The following is an 18129-nucleotide window of genomic DNA, read 5'->3' on the forward strand; positions in this document are numbered from 1 at the left end:
ACCCCTTTTACGAATTTTGTTGGCGATTGCGATCAATATGTTTATTTAGATCTCCAAGGATTTCTTTTTGTTGATCAAATAATTCCTTAATCCCTTTTTGTGCAAGGCCAACCATTTCTTGAAGTTGAGTATAGGAAAAGGTAGCTTCTTCCCCAGTACCCTGCAATTCAACAAACTCTTCATTCCCTGTCATGACGATATTCATATCTACTTGAGCCTGAGAATCTTCTTCGTAACACAAGTCCAAAATTGTCTCATCATTTAGCACACCAACAGATGTAGCAGCAAGATAGTCTTTTATAGGAAGTTCTTTGATTGTATTTTGTTTAAGTAATTCTCCGAAAGCCAACGTCATGGCAACAAAAGCTCCAGTGATTGAAGCTGTACGTGTACCACCATCTGCCTGAATAACATCACAGTCTACCCATACCGTTCTCTCTCCAAATTTCTCAAGATCGACTACTGAGCGTAGAGCACGTCCAATAAGACGTTGGATTTCCATTGTACGACCTGATACTTTCCCTTTTGATGATTCACGAATATTTCGTTGTTGAGTAGCACGAGGAAGCATTGCATATTCCGCTGTTACCCAACCTTTCCCTTGGTTTCTCATGAAAGGAGGGACACGATCTTCTATGCTAGCATTACAAATCACTTTCGTTTCCCCAACAGTTATTAAGACAGAACCTTCTGGGTGTTTAACATAGTCGCGCTCCATATGTATGGGTCTTAATTCATTATTGTTTCTATTATCCGTTCTCATGATTTGCTCCTCCTTTATTAATCCTTGCTCATCTTAACATAAATCTTTGCTCGATTTCACTTATATCGGTAAGGAAAACCCGATTTGTTTATTATAAATCAAGAAAAAAGAGGCTATGCTTACTAGCCTCTTTCCCTGTCTTATTATAACCAATCATCCAAATTAAAATCGACGTGTATTTACCATTTGCGGTCGAGAAACAGGTTCTGCTAATACTTCTCCCTGCTCACTAAATACTTGATCGATATTTTCAACTTCTACGGATACCGCTTCAACACCAGGCTGCTCAGTTAGAGAAAGTACAAGTGAATCCATTACTTCTCTTGATAGTACTGCTTGGTCATCAAAGTTGTTTAAGACATTTTCATTAAACGTTAGTTTTAAAACGCCATCTGTATATTTCGGTTTTTCCACTAGTTGAACACCTTCATTAAATACTTGCTGTAGGTTTAGATCAAAACCAGGACCATTCACAAGTGTTTGTACAATCGTTTCATACATGTTTTCATTATTCGCTTCAACTCGCTTGGTGACTGGGACATAATATATTTGATCATCATGTTGCGTTGGGTAATAGACTGTTACAGATTTACTATCACTTAAGTTTACAACATCGCCTAAGTGTAAGTTAATGCCATTAGCACGGGAATATCCATCAGAAATTGGTGTTCCATTAACAGGCATTACATCAGTGTCATATCCATTAATCTGTAGTTTCACTCGTTCCACACTGTCAAACTGAGTGAGTGTGTATGTCATGGATTGTAAAATCTTCAATTCATCCTCAGGTCGATATTCAGAGAATTCTTTCGATACGTCTACAACTAACGTACCGTCATCATGTAGATTTAAGCTATTAATTTCTGTGCCTGCTGGTAATACAGCCTCAAATCCACTTGGTAAAACATTTGTTATAGGCCCACCTTTCACCAAATACTCAAGAGCTTGTTTTGCATACTCTTTCGTTTCATGATCTGGAAGTAGTAGCGTTTGTGGTACTACCATTCCATTTTCATCTAATAGGTATAGCTGACGTTCTGTTGTTTCGACTATGACTTGGTTTTGATCTTGATTGATTTCTTGTCCATTTTCCGATGTTGTCCCATTATCTTCTACGTTATTTTGACCTGTACTCGCTTGTTCCTGTGGTGGATCCATTTCTTGTAACGATTGCTCGCCTTGAAAGACACACCCTGAAAGAAGAGTAAGTCCTGTAATCACACTTCCATAAATTAAAGCAGCACGCTTCCGCATGTTTTCCCCTCCTATGATGGTTTGTACTACTATATATACGAGCTTTCAGGCAAAATAGACCAAGCTAGAAAAATTTTATTTATATTAGTGAAGATATATTAAGTTGGCCGGTGGGTTTTGGATGGGGAGAGGGATTTGTTCCATTAAAGGCCCCTTATGTGGAAGACTTGGATTCGAGATAAGGTGCGTATGGTTCCGTTGCTTTAATGGAGTGCGGCGGGCTGGGAAACGGGCTGCTTTCCCCGGACGAACGATCGAGCCTCCTCATCCGCTACGCTTCTTGCGGGGTCTCGCTCGCCCGTTTTTCCGGAGGAGTCAGCCCGTTTCCCAGCCCACCTTAGCCGTAATGAGATTAACGGAACCGCAGCGTAATAAGTGTTTCTGTTTGGTATTTGTTAGTTGCACCTTAACAAGATAAAAGAGGGTTAGAGTCCTGAGATAAAGCGTTTTTATGGCATTTCTGATCTACATATAATACTTTTGATGCGCTATGGAAGATCAACTAATTAGAGCTGGGGTCGTTAACCTACATTCCAATGGGGGGAAGGAAACGGCAAACTCCCGCGGTAGAAAGGGCGGCCGAGACCCCGCAAGGAGCGTAGCGGATGAGGAGGCTTGGACGGTCTTCCGCAGGAGTATTGCCGTTTCAATGACCCCCACGCCTCACAAAAGCAACGAACCCACCCTCTCACTCAGATGCTTATTCCAGATAACTGCCATATAATTGAACAATTCGCCCAAAATAAAAAGCCCTTCTAAACGAAGAGCTTACAAAGTAACTGCATTGATAGTTGCGACGGGGTCGCCGAACCACGCATTTGTCACTTGTTCAAATAAGTATTGATCACCTGTAGCATAAAACTTGTGCTCTGGTTCACGTTGACCCTGATATAACGTTTGATAATATTCAAGCAACACACTAACCTCACGAGCTGTTTCATCTCCAGAACTAATAATAGAGATTTCATCCCCCATGACTTCTTGAATCGTATCTCGAAGAAGCGGGTAATGGGTACACCCTAAAATAAGAGTATCCATTTCGTATCCTTTTTTTAAAGGAGCTAATGCCTGTTCAACAACTTTCTGCGCACTAGGACCATATAAGAGGCCTTGCTCTACCATTGGTACAAACGGCGGACACGCTAAACCATGCACGACCATATCCGGGTTAATGTGGTGAAGAGCATTTGGATATGCTTTACTTTTTATGGTCCCTTCAGTACCTATAACACCAATCTTAGAGTTTTTCGTTGTCTTAATCGCAGCACGGGCACCTGGTTGAATAACACCCACTACAGGAATTGCTAAGTGTTCTCTTAAATGATCAAGAGTATATGCAGTTGCTGTGTTGCAAGCAACTACCAACATTTTAATCCGTTCTTTGATAAGATAGTTCACCATATCCCAAGTATACTCCATAACCTCTTCTTTCGGCCTTGGACCATAAGGACATCGTAACGTATCACCAATGTAAATGAGTTCTTCTTTAGGCAATTGACGCATTAGTTCTTTGGCAACGGTTAATCCGCCAACTCCTGAATCAATAACGCCGATCGGTCGGTCCACACTACATCCCTCTTTTTTTAAGCATCTTGCTAATTATGTTCTTCTTGTTGTACATCCATCATCTCTTCATGCATATCATTTAATAACACACGGAGCATATTGATATGTTCACCCGAGAAACTGCGAAGTACATGTTCAAGATAGGCCTGTCTTTTATCTATCACTTCATGAATAATAGATTCACCTTTTTCAAGAAGATGGATTCTTACTACACGACGATCTTTTGGATCACGAACTCGTTCCACCAATTCGTTTTTTTCCATCCGATCAATTAAGTCGGTAGTGGTGCTACAAGCAAGGTACATTTTGTTAGATAATTCACCTATCGTCATGTCTCCGGTTTCTAACAACCACTGTAAAGCAATAAATTGCGGTGGTGTAATTGGGTATTGGTTTAATATTTCCCTACCTTTTTGCTTGATAATCCCTGAAATATAGCGCAGTTTTTTCTCTATATCAGCAATTGTCGTCTCTGGAACTGTTATATTGTCCACGGAGCTACTCCCCCTCCTCTAGATACCTATCATTATTGTTACGGTTTTAATTAGAAAATGCAAGAATCTTATTTTGCTAAGCCTGGTAGTCCAATACACATAAAAGCCGACTTCCCTGTAGAAAGCCGGCACCTCCTATAGCTTGAGTTCCCCCATGCGAAGGAGCTCAACCACAGCTTGTGAACGCCCCTTAACGCCAAGCTTTTGCATAGCGTTTGAAATATGATTGCGAACAGTCTTTTCTGATATGAAAAGTTCCTGAGCAATTTCTTTCGTTGTTTTGTCTTGCACCAGTAGTTCGAATACTTCCTTCTCCCGTTTCGTGAGTAACTGCTTTGGCTTGTAGTCTTTATCCTCCAAGCGTTAACCCCTCCTTGCTGACTAAGAACTGCAAATCGAAGGGTAATGGTTTAGTCTTTATATCTTATGAAGGGTAAAGCTAAGCTGTGCCATCAGCTATGATACATTTTTTAGCTTTCTGAAATTAATCCTAACTCTTTTGCTTTAATTAAGGCTTCCGTTCTTGACCTAACCTCTAATTTATTGAATACACCCGTTAAGGTGTATTCAACACTTCGCTGGGACATATGAAGATTCTGAGCGATATGGCGGTTGGTAAGTCCTTTTGAAACCTCATTTAAGATTTGTTGTTCTTTTTCATTTAAAGAAATGGATAAAGCCTCTTCATTCCCCTGACAACGTTCATGGCTTGCATGGGCTTCAGCTCTTCTCAATTGTTTGAACAAGTGTAAAGGGATGACGACCTCTTCTCGCAAAGCACATCGAATAGCGGTAACAAGTTGATCCTTCGTAGCGGTTTTACTAACAAAACCAGATATATTCGACTCAACCAATAAATTAAAGTGCGTGTTAATATCAAAACCTGTATAGATGAGCACTTTCATGTCCGGGTCATTCGTCTTTATTTTTTTAGATAACTCAATTCCATTTAAACCAGGCATATACAAATCTAAGAGCATAACATCATAATCATTTTCCATAATATATGATTCAGCTTCAAGGCTATCTGAAATTACATCAACCTGCATATCTGGTTCTTGCTCTAACATAGTTTTGGTACCTGTCCCAACTGCAGGATGATCATCCACAATTAAAATTCGAACCATTGTGTCTCCCCTCCAAATTGATCTGTAACATCATGAAATACAATGTTCATTTCAAATCCTTGATTCTTTGATGTTTTAATTTCAAACGTACCATTAAGTCCGTTAATACGTTGCTCTATTCCTGAAAGCCCCATGTGTGAAAAGGATTCAATCTGATTACTTTCTTCCATCCCAACCCCATTGTCACGATAATGAACTTTCACATTTCCTTTTTCACTTGTGATTTGAAGATAAACCATATCTGCGTAGGAATGTTTCATTGCATTGGTTAGCAACTCTTGAACAATGCGGTAAATCCCAAGTACATACTCACTATTTAACTCCATATGGAACTGGTTTGATTCAAATTGCACTGTGAAGTTCGAACGAAGTTGGTATTGATTCACTAAATTTTCTAAAGAGGGAATTAAGCCTAATTCCTCCAAAAATGGAGGTCTTAATTCGTTACACGTTTCTCTAATTAAATGAATATTATCTAACAGTTGCTCTCGAAAGTGAACAAGCTTTTCCTGAACCTCATTTGGAATATCTTGCTTTCTACTAACGTAATCATCCATTTGTCGGTATAAATACAACTGCTCTTGTAGAACTGAATCATGTAAATCCACAGCGATTTCTTTTCTTTGATGGTCTGATAAGGAGAATAACAAGCGAGAAAGCCACGCTGGATAACGTTGATTCCGATCTTTTCGAACGTGTTGTAGTTCTTGAAACAAATCCTCAATTAGAAGCAGATTTTCTAAAGCAATGTTCGTATTATGAGATATCGTTTGTAAATAAGCTTTTTCATCTAAATTTAACGCCGTTTGGTTTGGCTTATCTGAACAATACAAATACGTAATTTTACTCATGGTATGTCCAATAACTAATACATATCCCCTGTTTTTTTCAAGTTCAACAAGGGTTCCTACATCTGCATTTAACTTTTGAACTCGATCTACACATTCATGCATTAACTGTAAAGGAATATCTTGATATATACAAAAGAAATTTGAAATAGTATTTCTGGAAAACACTTCAACCTCTTTCATTCCTATTACATCAATTAGCTCTCGTTTTAAGCGTCTGAAAAGCCCCACAGGATTTGTTTCTTGCTTCATATCATGAACAAAACGTTGAAGACTGTTATGATAATTGTTTTTTTCCGAGAAAAGATTTCGTTGGATTTTATAATCAAAAATCTCCTTAATGTACAAAAACACAACAAAAATCAAAATCACACTTAAAAAGAGCAAGAATACATGCTGAACACCCCAGTTATGATCTACAACGAGCATGACAGTTAATACAACAAGGGATGTTGGTATTATGGAAACATATGCGTAATAACGCAATCTTCCCATCACAAAGTCTATATCAAATAGACGTTGTGCAGAAATTAAATAGATAAACACCATCGGCAGAACCATGATGAAAAGTATAGAGGCTTCCCCTGATATGATCGGTACCCCAAACCATATATTCGGTAGCAGGTATAGAAATATAAATGGTGAGAACGCCACAAATATACCTGCAATTAGATATTGAAGAATTGGTGCAAATTGTGATTTTCGATAACGTTGGTTTCCATAAAAAATGATCACTAATGCCATGATGATAAATAGTAGAAATAAGAAGCCAATCAAACTTGGTAACCACAAAGGATAATAGCCTAAAAAAATAAATATAGCTTCAATGAATACTACTAAAATAGCTACAACCTTCATGACGTGATAGAACCACGGAGAAAACCAACGTGCATCAATTTGTCTAAAATACGCATCGATGAAATGTAGTAAATAAGGCGGTGCCATTAAGAAGGTAAATGTACAAATAACAGAAGAAAGAAAATCTCCTCTAGAAGACCCACTTGCAGCTAAATACGCTAATCCTGTCGTTAATAAAAACAGGATCAACCTTTTACCAGATTCATCATCTCTATTATGAAATAATATAAAAAATGAAAGAACCAACATAATCCCACTATATAAAGATGGAAAAATAATATAAAACAACCATTGATCCAAACTTACCTCATCTTCTATACGAGTAAAATGAGTGACTGAACCATCAATTAAAAAGGTAATTGAACTTGCTTTTTCAACTGTCCGGAACATCGTGACAGTGTGGAAATCCCCAACAGGAATTCCGTTCACTGAGAGGATCGTTGTACCTTCTTCGATTCCTTGTTTATCAGCCCAACTATGCGGTGCAATATCTGCAACCTGCCAGAGTCCTCCTCTGGTTTGATTAACATCTATACCAACGTATGGTGTTCTTAAAATAACACTTATTAAATAGATCGATAAAAGGAGAACAAGAATAGGGAGTATATAATAACGTTTTGATTGTAAGAAATCTGACTTTGCCATAAGGACATCCTCTTCACAACTTCATTATGTATCTTTTTATAGTCCTAATCATACACGTTCATTTAACTCCTTACAAACCCATCAAAAGGGTTTTTGATTAACTAAGATAAAGAAAAGCACAGGCAATATGGGAGAGTTTTAAAAAACTACTCTCTATGCCTGTGCTAGTTTACAAACATCTATAATCTTTAAGTAATGTCAGGCTCGAAATATGCCGAGCAATTTACACTGTTGTCAATTGCTCTTTTATTTCCTGGGTAATCTCTACAGGCTTCCCTGTTTGAGGATTTATGTGAACGATACGTCCACGCCCCGTTAAACAAACATGATCATGTTGATTTTTTGCTAAATAGTGGACATCATACGAGGTGCGCCCCATACTTTCTACTTTTACATATAATCTCAACTGATCATCAAAGTATATTTGTTGATGGAAATCACATTGCAAGTCACCTACAACAGGTACACTCTCTGCTTTAGAACTAACGTCTCCAAACATGCCTACCGACTTTAAAAACTCGATTCTTGCTTCTTCAAAATAAATAAACGGTGCAGTATTATTCATGTGTCCAAACATATCTGTTTCTGAAAACCTTACTTTTATCGGTATGTAAAAAGAAAACTCACTTAACCATTCTTCAGAGTGATCAACATAAGATAACTTTTTCATAATCCTTCCCCCCTTAAAGTATTTACACATATTAATAATAGTTAAATATTAACACAATACATAAAATTATAGTAAAAGAAAAGCCTTCCCATATAGGAAAGGCTTTTCTCTACTTTATACTTTATGGTCACTTCCAAAGAAGCTCTTGAATGAATGTAGAGCAGTTTCACGGTTCATAGAAGCAATGGATGTTGTTAAAGGAATTCCTTTAGGGCAAGACTGAACACAGTTCTGAGAGTTACCACATTCAGCTAGTCCACCTTCTCCCATTAAACCTTCAAGACGTTCATTTTTATTCATTGCACCTGTTGGATGTGCGTTGAATAAACGAACTTGTGAAATAGCAGCCGGACCAATGAAGTCAGATTTACTATTCACATTTGGACAAGCTTCTAAGCATACACCACATGTCATACACTTGGAAAGTTCATAAGCCCATTGACGTTTATTCTCCGCCATACGTGGACCTGGTCCAAGATCGTACGTTCCATCAATTGGAACCCATGCTTTAACCTTTTTCAAGGAATCGAACATACGGCTACGATCTACAGCTAGGTCACGTGTTACAGGGAAAGTTGACATTGGCTCTAGGCGAATTGGTTGCTCTAATTGGTCTACTAGCGCTGTACAAGATTGGCGTGGCTTCCCATTAATTTTCATGGAACAAGCACCACAAACTTCTTCAAGACAGCCCATATCCCAATATACAGGAGTCGTTGCTTCACCGTTTGCATTTACTGGGTTACGACGAATTTCCATAAGAGCAGAAATGACGTTCATATTTTGACGATATGGTATATCGAACTTCTCTTCATAAGGAGCAGATTCTGGATCGTCCTGGCGCATAATAACGAGTTGGATACGTTTCTCTTCACTCATTACTTTTTACCCCCTTTGCTTTTAGAGTAGTCACGCTTACGTGGCTCGATATGAGACACATCTACATCTTCATAGCTGAATACCGGGGCGTTCTTTTCTGGATCGTAACTAGCTTTTGTTGTTTTTAACCATTCTTCATCATTACGATCAGGGAATTCAGGTTTGTAATGGGCACCGCGGCTCTCATTACGGTTATAAGCACCAAGTGTAACAACACGTGCTAACTGGAGCATGTTCTGTAATTGACGTGTGAACATAACACCTTGGTTACTCCAACGAGTCGTGTCATTAATGTTAATATCTTTGAAGCGCTCTTGAAGCTCTTGGATTTTCTTATCTGTTTCAAGGAGTTTGTCGTTTTCACGAACAACTGTCACGTTGTCAGTCATCCATTCGCCTAATTCTTTATGAATTTGGTAAGCATTTTCGCTTCCATCCATATTCAGTAGTTCTTCAAACTTCTCTTGCTCTTCTTTTAATTTTTCATCAAATAGAGTTGAAGAAATATCTTCTGCAGACTTCTCAAGACCTTGTAGGTATTTAACTGCATTTGGTCCTGCTTCCATACCACCGAAAATGGAAGATAGAAGTGAGTTTGCACCTAAGCGGTTCGCTCCGTGTTGAGTGAAATCACACTCACCAGCTGCAAATACTCCTGGAATGTTCGTCATTTGATCGTAATCAACATATAAACCACCCATAGAGTAGTGAACAGCAGGGAAGATCTTCATCGGTACTTTACGAGGATCGTCGCCAACGAACTTCTCATAAATTTCCATGATTCCACCAAGCTTAACATCAAGTTCTTTAGGATCCTTGTGAGAAAGATCTAAATAAACCATGTTTTCTCCGTTAATTCCTAACTTTTGACGTACACAAACATCAAAAATTTCACGAGTTGCAATATCACGAGGAACTAGGTTTCCGTATGCTGGATATTTTTCCTCAAGGAAATACCATGGTTCTCCGTCTTTATATGTCCATACACGACCACCTTCACCACGAGCTGATTCACTCATAAGGCGAAGTTTATCATCACCTGGGATCGCTGTAGGGTGAATTTGAATGAATTCACCATTTGCATAAATAGCACCTTGTTGATAAAGGGCAGACGCTGCAGAACCAGTATTAATAACAGAGTTCGTAGATTTACCGAAAATGATTCCAGGTCCACCTGTTGCGATAATTGTCGCATCTGATTTAAAGGCTTTAATCTCATGAGAATTCATATTCTGAGCAATTACGCCTCGGCTAATTCCTTCTTCATCAATAATGGAAGATAGAAATTCCCAACCCTCATATTTTGTAACAAGCCCTGCCACTTCATGGCGACGAACTTGTTCATCAAGTGCATATAATAATTGCTGTCCTGTTGTTGCACCTGCATAAGCAGTACGGTGGTGTTGTGTTCCACCAAAACGACGGAAGTCTAACAACCCTTCAGGTGTACGGTTAAACATAACACCCATACGATCTAGCATATGTATAATACTTGGTGCTGCATCACACATAGCTTTTACTGGTGGTTGGTTCGCTAAGAAGTCTCCACCATATACTGTATCGTCAAAGTGCTCCCAAGGAGAGTCACCTTCCCCTTTTGTATCGACAGCACCATTAATACCACCTTGTGCACAAACAGAGTGAGAACGCTTAACGGGTACAAGTGAAAGTAAATCAACGTGTACGCCTGCTTCTGCGGCTTTAATGGTTGCCATTAGTCCGGCTAGTCCACCGCCAATGACTACGATGTTCTGATTACTCATTCTTAATGCTCACTCCCTTAGTTTCTCGACTAACTTGTCTAAACGATCTATTGAACCTAATAGGATATTAGGAAACGAATGCAAAAATTGCTGCAATACCAACGTAGCTTAATGCCACAAAAATCGCCATCGTTACATACGTAGCAATACGCTGTGAACGTGGATTCAATGTAATCCCCCAACTTACGCAGAAAGACCATAATCCATTAGCAAAGTGGAATGTAGTTGATACCACACCGATTATGTAGAACCACAACATAAATGGATCATTTAATATGCCTTCCATTAATGAATAATTCACTTCTACATTTCCTAACGCGTATTGAATACGAGTTTGCCATACGTGCCAAGTAACAAAGATTAATGTAATAATCCCTGAAATACGCTGTAGGTAGAACATCCAGTTTCGGAAGTATCCGTAGGTTGAAACGTTGTTCTTTGACGTAAAGGCAATGTAAACTCCATAAATAGCATGGAAATAGAGTGGTATAAAGATAACGAACAGTTCTAACACCACACGGAATGGTAGGCTCTCCATAAAGTGCGCAGCATCATTAAATGCTTCTGCCCCACGCGTTGCAAAATGGTTAACCACCAAGTGCTGAATTAGGAAGATTCCAACTGGTATAACTCCTAGTAGTGAATGCAATCTTCGATAAAAAAACTCACGATTTGCTGCCATGGTGTGACTTTTACCCCCCTCGAGTAATAAATACGTGTACATTTTCGACATTTTCAGACAATAAAGCGCTTTACTTACACGCAAAAAATAAAGGAAAAGAAGCTTTTCCCTTTCATTCATCTGTTAAAATGTACAATTTGTGACATGTATATTGTACTTCTATCCAATGTAGGCGTCAAGGTATTAAGAAAAGCAAAGACGACTGTTTTGAACATCTCCTACATTTGAACGAAAAATAATAATATTACAGGAAATCTTTTTCTTATTATTGCGGAACTTCCTCTACCACTGTAATAATAGTAAAAGAGAGGATGAAACGATATGAATGACCAGATTTCGAAGTTATTCGATGACTTTAGGGATATCCCATCATCGACGATAGGACATGAAATATTAAGAACTAAAGTTTTACCTGACTTATTAGGTAAAGAGGCAGATTCCATTCTTTATTTTATAGGTCGAAACTTGGCTAAATCCTACCCTTGTTCATCTTTAGATGAAATCGGCATTTTCTTTGGTGCCATGGGCTGGGACCACCTTTCTCTTGATAAAGAAAAGAAAAATGAGTACCAATTTACTTTATCTGGCGATTTAACAGCAAAACGTCTTACATATGATACGGATTACTGTTTTCGATTAGAGGCTGGGTTTTTAGCTGAGCAAATTTCTTTGATCACTAATGAATTTGCAGAGTGCGCATATACGTGCCAACCTCGAAAAAAGAAAATAGAGTTTCAAGTTGTAAAGCAATAAAATTAGATTTCCTAAGGAAGCAGGCTTCCTGTTTCGTTTATTATAAACTGAAAGAGTAGTTGTTATCCTTTTTAGGTTAACAACTACTCTTCTTCTTGTTCTAGTTCTTTTTCTGCTTCTTTTTCTCTTAAGTGATTTAACATGGTGTTCGCTACATTAGCAGGTATTCCTAACTTTGTGATATCTTCAACTGAGGATTCTCTTATCTTTTGGACAGAATGGAAATGACGAAGCAACAACCTTCTTCGTTTTTCACCTACTCCAGGAATTTGATCAAGTTCAGATTGAATAACCCCTTTACCTCTAAGTTGCCTATGGAAGGATATTGCAAATCGGTGAACTTCATCTTGAACACGTTGAATGAGATAAAACTCTTGAGACTGACGATCCATTTCAACAACTTGTGGTGGATCACCATATAACAACTCGCTTGTGCGGTGTTTCTCGTCTTTGGCTAAACCACATAATGGAATGTCTAACCCAAGTTCATTTTCCAGCACTTCCATGGCAGCACTCATTTGACCTTTTCCCCCATCTACAAAAATAAGATCTGGAAGAGGTAAACCGTCTTTCACCACACGTTTATATCGCCTACGTATGACTTCTCGCATTGTCTCATAATCATCCGGTCCTTCTACATCTCGAATTTTATACTTTCTATACTCCTTCTTTTCCGGTCGACCATCTATAAATACTACCATTGCTGATACAGGATCCGTCCCTTGAATATTTGAGTTATCAAAAGCTTCAATTCGGTGAGGGGTTTCAATATGAAGCTTTTCCCCTAACTCCTCTACTGCTTTAATGGTTCTCTCTTCGTCTCGTTCAATCAATGAAAACTTTTCTTCTAATGCAATCTGAGCATTTTTCATAGCTAGTTCTACTAGCTCTTTCTTTCTTCCTCGCATTGGAATATGAACATCCAACTCCAGCAACTCTTTAAGCATGTCTTTATCAGCTCCCACAGGAACAAGAACTTGCTTTGGTTTTGGATGATTTTGATGAAGGTAAAAGCGTCCGATAAAGCTTAAGAATGTTTCCTCGGCATCATCAAAAAACGGAAAGACTGATACGTCACGCTCTATAAGTTTTCCCTGACGAATGAAAAAGACTTGAACACACATCCACCCTTTGTCATAGGCGTAACCAAAAATATCTCGATTGACTTGATCATTTAAGGTCATCTTTTGTTGCTCCATAACAGACTCTATATGTTGAATTTGATCTCGTAGTTCTTTTGCACGCTCAAATTCAAGTTCCTCTGATGCCTTTTGCATTTTATCCTTTAAATCTTGTTTAATTTCCTTATGTCCACCATTTAAAAATCTCGTAATTTCATTAACGATATCCCGGTTTTGTTCATCTGTCACTTTGTATTCACATGGTCCAAGACACTGGTGCATATGATAATACAAGCATACGCGGTCAGGCATTGTATTGCATTTGCGAAGTGGGTACAGTCGATCAAGTAACCGCTTCGTTTCGCGAGCAGCAATTACGTTTGGATATGGCCCGAAATATTTCCCCTTATCTTTCTTTACTTTTCGTGTGACGATAAGTCTAGGATGTTTCTCACCAGTAATCTTTAAATATGGATAACTTTTATCATCCTTTAAAAGAACATTATATTTAGGGTCATATTTCTTTATTAAATTCATCTCTAAAATGAGAGCTTCCATCTCTGATGAAGTGACAATGTATTCAAAATCCACGATTTCTTGTACTAATCTTTGAGTTTTCGCATCATTAGCACCTGTGAAATAAGATCTCACACGATTCTTAAGAACCTTTGACTTTCCTACATAAATCACCGTTCCATGCTTGTCTTTCATAATATAACAGCCTGGCTGAGCCGGAAGTACAGCGAGCTTCTCTCTTATGTTGTCCTGCACTGTTATCACTCTCCCGTTAAACAACATCGCTTAAGAAAATGGTTCTATCTCTATAGTGTAAAGCAAAGAGCGAAAGATCGCGACTATAAGAACATAGTATAAATTCGCCCAATAAAAAACAGCCTGTGAACCAGGCTGTTTTATCATTAGGAATGTTTGTTGATTAATTCAACAAGCGCTTCTTTTGGTTGGAAGCCAACTACTTGATCAACAACTTTTCCATCTTTGAAAAGAAGTAGTGTTGGAATACTCATTACGCCGAATTTACCAGCGGTTTCTTGGTTTTCATCAACATCTAACTTAACAATCTTCACTTGGTCACTCATTTCAGCATCTAATTCTTCTAGTACTGGAGCGATCATTTTACAAGGTCCGCACCAAGGTGCCCAGAAATCTGCTAGGACAAGGTCGCTACCTGTTTCTTGTGTGAAGTTTTGGTCTGTTGCGTGTACAATTGACATATGTGAATTCCTCCTCAATTACATGTAAATCAAAATCCTATTAAAGTATATCATTCCATACATACATACGCTAACAATCTGTTTATGTTTACTATACCCTGATTAAAAAAAATTCATGCTAAGGATTTATGAAAACATAACCTACATTAGCGTAAAACGAAGGTGCTGTAACATATATATGTTACAGCACCTTTTGTGTTCCTTATGCATTCACTTTTATTTTCTTAATCTCTTCAGTCAGTTTAGGGACAACTTCAAACAAGTCCCCAACAATACCATAGTCAGCTACATTAAAGATATTCGCTTCTGGATCCTTATTAATCGCTACGATTACTTTAGAGTTAGACATTCCGGCAAGATGTTGAATAGCGCCAGAAATTCCGCATGCGATGTATAAGTCTGGCGTTACAACTTTTCCTGTCTGACCAATCTGCAAGGAGTAATCACAGTATTCAGCGTCTGCAGCACCACGTGATGCACCAACAGCTCCACCTAGTACTTCAGCAAGTTCTTCAAGTGGCTTAAAGCCTTCTGAACTTTTCACACCACGTCCTCCAGCAACAATAACGTTAGCTTCGGATAAGTCTACACCATCGGTAGTTTTACGGATGATGTCTTGAATAACTGTGCGTAAGTCTTTGATGTCTACATCTTTACTTGTTACGTCTCCACTTCGACTATCGTCACGCTCTAATGGTTTAATGTTGTTTGGACGGATTGTAGCAAAAATAACACCATCTGTGATAATCTTCTTCTCGAATGCTTTACCAGAGTAAATTGGGCGAGTGAACACTAGGTTGTCACCAGACTCTTCTAGGTTGATTGCATCTGAAATGAGACCGGTTTCAAGTTTGCTCGCAAGTTTAGGTGATAGGTCCTTCCCAATCGCAGTATGTCCCATAACAATACCTTCTGGGTCCTCATCTTCAATAACAGCCATTGCTGCCTGACCAAATGCATCAGACGTATAGTTCTTTAATTGATCATCTTGTACGGTAACAACACGGTCAGCACCGTAATAGATCATTTCTTTCCCCATATCTTCAAGGTTATCTGATCCAAGTAGAAGGCCTACAATTTCTCCACCTTCACTTACTGTTTTTGCTGCTGTTATCGCTTCAAATGTTACATTACGTAGTTCTCCATCACGAACTTCTCCAATAACAAGTACTTTTCGACTCATAAAGATTCTCCTTTCAGGTTAACGGTTATAGTACTTTTGCTTCGTCACGTAGTAAGGTTACAAGTTCTTTTACTTGATCATCGACTTCGCCTTCAAGAACTTTTCCAGCCTCTTTTTCTGGAGGAAGGAATAGTTCAATAGTTTTGGTCTTCGGTTCAACATCATCTTCGTCTAAATCAAGATCATCTAATTCAATCTCTTCAAGAGGCTTCTTCTTCGCCTTCATAATACCTGGAAGAGAAGGGTAACGAGGTTCGTTTAAACCTTGCTGACACGTCACAAGTAGAGGTAGTTTTGTTTCCAACTTCTCAACGTCTCCTTCTACATCGCGCTCAATGTTAACGGTTTCACCATCGACTTTAATACTTGTAATAGTCGTTACATATGCAATGTCTAAACGTTCAGCTAGACGAGGACCTACTTGACCACTTGCTTCATCAATCGCTACGTTACCTGCAAGAATAATGTCCGCTTCTTTATCTTCGAAGAAAGCTTCAAGGATTTTAACGGTTGTAAACTGGTCGCCTTCTTCTAAGTCATCTTCAGTATTGATAAGGTAAGCTTGATCTGCCCCCATTGCTAACGCAGTACGTAATTGCTTTTCAGCTTCTTCCTCACCAATTGTGATAACGCTTACTTCTCCGCCATGTTCATCACGCAATTGGATAGCTTCTTCAATTGCATATTCATCGTATGGGTTAATGATAAATTCTGCGCCCTCATCTTCAATGCGGCCACCATCAATCATAATTTTTTCTTCCGTATCGAATGTTCTTTTCAGCAATACAAAAATGTTCATCATGATACCCCCTAGTACTATTGATCTTTAAAATTTGGTTTGCGTTTCTCAATAAAGGCTTGAACGCCTTCTTTAGCATCTTCATTGCCGAATACTTTACCGAACTCTTCTGCTTCTTCTAGCTGACCCTTTTCATATAGAGATGTGTTCGTGTATGGGATCAGTCGCATAATAGCTTGAACAGAAGGACCACTTTTAGCGGCAATTTTTCCTGCTAGCTTCATCGTTTCTTCTTCTAATTGTTCTTGAGGTATTGCTTTATTTGCTAACCCTAATGAAGCTGCCTCCACACCACTTATCGGCTCGCCGGTTAAAATCATTTCATAGGCTTTAGGCTGACCAACATAGCGAGGAAGTCGTTGTGTTCCAGCAAAACCAGGAACAATACCTAGGGAAAGCTCAGGTAACCCTAGTTTGGCATCTTCGGTTACGATACGCATGTGACAAGACATAGCCAACTCGAGTCCGCCTCCTAGTGAAGCTCCATGAATTGAAGCGATTACAGGAATATGGAAGTTTTCTATTCGATTGAAAAGTTCTTGTCCTTGTCTTGATAGTTTACTATATTCATTTTCTTCCTGTAAGGAAGTGAATTCCTTAATGTCAGCCCCTGCTGAGAAGAATTTCCCTTCTCCTTTTAAAACCACAGCTTTGTATGCCGGATCATCTTGTATGCGGTCAAGCGCAGTTGATAAATCCTTTAAAATATACGAAGCTAATGCATTGGCTGGTGGACTCTGAATAGTAAGTACAGCAACATTTCCTTGTGCTTCAAAGTGCAAATAGTCCAAAATGTAATCCTCCCTTATCCCTTATTTTTGAGCTAATCCATTTATGAAGAGTTCATGGATTTCCTTCGCTTTCTTCATTAAATCATACTTTTGATCATTCATCACCCAATTTGTGACTGTTTCATCTAAAGTACCGAAAATCATCTGTCGGATAATGCGTAGATCAAGGGAAGAATCGAATAATTTTTCATCCATGCCTTCTTGCACGATTTGGTCAATGAGTTCTAAATATGGCTTGAGTACATCATTGATCATAAGGCGTAGTTCTTTGTTTGATTGGCGTAATTCCAACTGTGTCACAATGGCTAAATGGTGATTTTTTGTTAATTGACTGTAATGCATTTCAATTAACGTTAGTAGTTTTTGTTTTGCATTAGATTTTGTTTGAATCTCATCTTCAATGCTACTAATAAACTGTCCCATCTTTTCTTGGAAAAGAGAGACGAGAATGTCTTCTTTGTTTTTAAAATATAAATAAATGGTACCATCAGCAACGCCTGCTTTTTTGGCAATCTTGGACACCTGTGAAGAATGGTATCCATTTTCAGCAATAACCTCTACGGCTGCATCTATAATTTGATTATACTTCGGTCGATTCTTCATCATCTTGATCCCCTTACTGCATTTAAAGTCATAAACAATAGCATCGGCCATAGGGTCTGCGAATAAGGAATAAATCCCTAAGTGACGTCTATCACACA

Annotated in this window: 18 protein-coding genes; 1 reads left to right on the top strand and 17 read right to left on the bottom strand. The window is 38.6% G+C overall.

Going from position 1 to position 18129, the window contains the following annotated elements:
- Positions 1-7: 7 nt before the first annotated feature.
- The 11 genes from rph to GS400_RS14660 all read right to left on the bottom strand — a co-directional run bounded on the left by rph (position 8) and on the right by GS400_RS14660 (position 11549).
- Positions 8-763 carry a ribonuclease PH gene (gene rph / locus GS400_RS14610; protein WP_160102982.1) on the bottom strand — a complete coding sequence of 252 codons (756 nt, stop codon included), beginning with the start codon at positions 761-763 and terminating at the stop codon, positions 8-10.
- A 162-nt stretch (positions 764-925) separates the two neighbouring features.
- Positions 926-2017, bottom strand: a complete 1092-nt coding sequence (locus tag GS400_RS14615; RefSeq protein ID WP_160102984.1) for a GerMN domain-containing protein — start codon at positions 2015-2017, stop codon at positions 926-928.
- Between the two features lie 768 nt (positions 2018-2785).
- Positions 2786-3583 carry a glutamate racemase gene (gene racE / locus GS400_RS14620; RefSeq protein WP_160102986.1) on the bottom strand — a complete coding sequence of 266 codons (798 nt, stop codon included), beginning with the start codon at positions 3581-3583 and terminating at the stop codon, positions 2786-2788.
- Positions 3584-3612: 29 nt separating this feature from the next.
- Positions 3613-4077: a MarR family winged helix-turn-helix transcriptional regulator gene (locus GS400_RS14625; protein WP_236560965.1), complete on the bottom strand. Its 465-nt coding sequence runs from the start codon at positions 4075-4077 to the stop codon at positions 3613-3615.
- Positions 4078-4212: 135 nt separating this feature from the next.
- A complete protein-coding gene (locus GS400_RS14630) occupies positions 4213-4437 on the bottom strand; it encodes a helix-turn-helix domain-containing protein (protein WP_160102988.1) in 225 nt (74 codons plus the stop codon).
- Between the two features lie 110 nt (positions 4438-4547).
- Positions 4548-5204, bottom strand: a complete 657-nt coding sequence (locus GS400_RS14635) for a response regulator transcription factor (RefSeq protein ID WP_160102990.1) — start codon at positions 5202-5204, stop codon at positions 4548-4550.
- Positions 5189-7555: an ATP-binding protein gene (locus tag GS400_RS14640; RefSeq protein ID WP_160102991.1), complete on the bottom strand. Its 2367-nt coding sequence runs from the start codon at positions 7553-7555 to the stop codon at positions 5189-5191. Before GS400_RS14640 ends, GS400_RS14635 begins: the two co-directional genes overlap by 16 nt.
- 223 nt (positions 7556-7778) lie before the next feature.
- The gene (locus GS400_RS14645; protein ID WP_160102992.1) at positions 7779-8225 is read right to left on the bottom strand and encodes an acyl-CoA thioesterase; all 447 of its coding nucleotides are present in this window, start codon (positions 8223-8225) and stop codon (positions 7779-7781) included.
- Positions 8226-8339: 114 nt separating this feature from the next.
- On the bottom strand, positions 8340-9104 hold the full coding sequence (gene sdhB, locus GS400_RS14650; protein WP_160102994.1) for a succinate dehydrogenase iron-sulfur subunit: 765 nt from the start codon (positions 9102-9104) through the stop codon (positions 8340-8342).
- Positions 9104-10867 carry a succinate dehydrogenase flavoprotein subunit gene (gene sdhA, locus GS400_RS14655; protein ID WP_160102996.1) on the bottom strand — a complete coding sequence of 588 codons (1764 nt, stop codon included), beginning with the start codon at positions 10865-10867 and terminating at the stop codon, positions 9104-9106. Before sdhA ends, sdhB begins: the two co-directional genes overlap by 1 nt.
- A 67-nt stretch (positions 10868-10934) precedes the next feature.
- On the bottom strand, positions 10935-11549 hold the full coding sequence (locus GS400_RS14660; RefSeq protein WP_027447212.1) for a succinate dehydrogenase cytochrome b558 subunit: 615 nt from the start codon (positions 11547-11549) through the stop codon (positions 10935-10937).
- A gap of 321 nt (positions 11550-11870) precedes the next feature.
- Between GS400_RS14660 and GS400_RS14665 the strand changes: the two genes are divergently transcribed.
- Positions 11871-12302 carry a YslB family protein gene (locus tag GS400_RS14665; RefSeq protein WP_160102998.1) on the top strand — a complete coding sequence of 144 codons (432 nt, stop codon included), beginning with the start codon at positions 11871-11873 and terminating at the stop codon, positions 12300-12302.
- Between the two features lie 83 nt (positions 12303-12385).
- Here the strand turns inward: GS400_RS14665 and uvrC are convergent, their stop codons facing one another.
- From uvrC to GS400_RS14695, 6 genes are all read right to left on the bottom strand, one after another.
- Positions 12386-14194: an excinuclease ABC subunit UvrC gene (gene uvrC, locus GS400_RS14670; RefSeq protein ID WP_160103000.1), complete on the bottom strand. Its 1809-nt coding sequence runs from the start codon at positions 14192-14194 to the stop codon at positions 12386-12388.
- Between the two features lie 146 nt (positions 14195-14340).
- On the bottom strand, positions 14341-14655 hold the full coding sequence (gene trxA / locus GS400_RS14675) for a thioredoxin (RefSeq protein ID WP_160103002.1): 315 nt from the start codon (positions 14653-14655) through the stop codon (positions 14341-14343).
- Positions 14656-14857: 202 nt separating this feature from the next.
- On the bottom strand, positions 14858-15838 hold the full coding sequence (locus GS400_RS14680; protein ID WP_160103004.1) for an electron transfer flavoprotein subunit alpha/FixB family protein: 981 nt from the start codon (positions 15836-15838) through the stop codon (positions 14858-14860).
- A gap of 25 nt (positions 15839-15863) precedes the next feature.
- Entirely contained in the window at positions 15864-16637 is a 774-nt protein-coding gene (locus tag GS400_RS14685; protein WP_160103006.1) for an electron transfer flavoprotein subunit beta/FixA family protein, read from the bottom strand.
- A 17-nt stretch (positions 16638-16654) separates the two neighbouring features.
- The gene (locus tag GS400_RS14690) at positions 16655-17428 is read right to left on the bottom strand and encodes an enoyl-CoA hydratase (protein WP_160103008.1); all 774 of its coding nucleotides are present in this window, start codon (positions 17426-17428) and stop codon (positions 16655-16657) included.
- Positions 17429-17449: 21 nt separating this feature from the next.
- Entirely contained in the window at positions 17450-18034 is a 585-nt protein-coding gene (locus GS400_RS14695) for a fatty acid metabolism transcriptional regulator FadR (protein ID WP_160104641.1), read from the bottom strand.
- Positions 18035-18129 lie beyond the last annotated feature (95 nt).

Origin of the sequence: Pontibacillus sp. HMF3514, assembly GCF_009858175.1 — a bacterium.
In the GTDB taxonomy this organism is placed as follows: domain Bacteria; phylum Bacillota; class Bacilli; order Bacillales; family BH030062; genus Pontibacillus.

What these genes read in the sequence shown, in the direction of transcription:
- rph (WP_160102982.1), bottom strand. Translation starts at nt 763, where the DNA reads ATGAGAACGGATAATAGAAACAATAATGAATTAAGACCCATACATATG.
- GS400_RS14615 (WP_160102984.1), bottom strand. Translation starts at nt 2,017, where the DNA reads ATGCGGAAGCGTGCTGCTTTAATTTATGGAAGTGTGATTACAGGACTT.
- GS400_RS14635 (WP_160102990.1), bottom strand. Translation starts at nt 5,204, where the DNA reads ATGGTTCGAATTTTAATTGTGGATGATCATCCTGCAGTTGGGACAGGT.
- GS400_RS14640 (WP_160102991.1), bottom strand. Translation starts at nt 7,555, where the DNA reads ATGGCAAAGTCAGATTTCTTACAATCAAAACGTTATTATATACTCCCT.
- GS400_RS14645 (WP_160102992.1), bottom strand. Translation starts at nt 8,225, where the DNA reads ATGAAAAAGTTATCTTATGTTGATCACTCTGAAGAATGGTTAAGTGAG.
- sdhB (WP_160102994.1), bottom strand. Translation starts at nt 9,104, where the DNA reads ATGAGTGAAGAGAAACGTATCCAACTCGTTATTATGCGCCAGGACGAT.
- sdhA (WP_160102996.1), bottom strand. Translation starts at nt 10,867, where the DNA reads ATGAGTAATCAGAACATCGTAGTCATTGGCGGTGGACTAGCCGGACTA.
- GS400_RS14660 (WP_027447212.1), bottom strand. Translation starts at nt 11,549, where the DNA reads ATGGCAGCAAATCGTGAGTTTTTTTATCGAAGATTGCATTCACTACTA.
- GS400_RS14665 (WP_160102998.1), top strand. Translation starts at nt 11,871, where the DNA reads ATGAATGACCAGATTTCGAAGTTATTCGATGACTTTAGGGATATCCCA.
- trxA (WP_160103002.1), bottom strand. Translation starts at nt 14,655, where the DNA reads ATGTCAATTGTACACGCAACAGACCAAAACTTCACACAAGAAACAGGT.
- GS400_RS14680 (WP_160103004.1), bottom strand. Translation starts at nt 15,838, where the DNA reads ATGAGTCGAAAAGTACTTGTTATTGGAGAAGTTCGTGATGGAGAACTA.
- GS400_RS14685 (WP_160103006.1), bottom strand. Translation starts at nt 16,637, where the DNA reads ATGAACATTTTTGTATTGCTGAAAAGAACATTCGATACGGAAGAAAAA.
- GS400_RS14695 (WP_160104641.1), bottom strand. Translation starts at nt 18,034, where the DNA reads ATGATGAAGAATCGACCGAAGTATAATCAAATTATAGATGCAGCCGTA.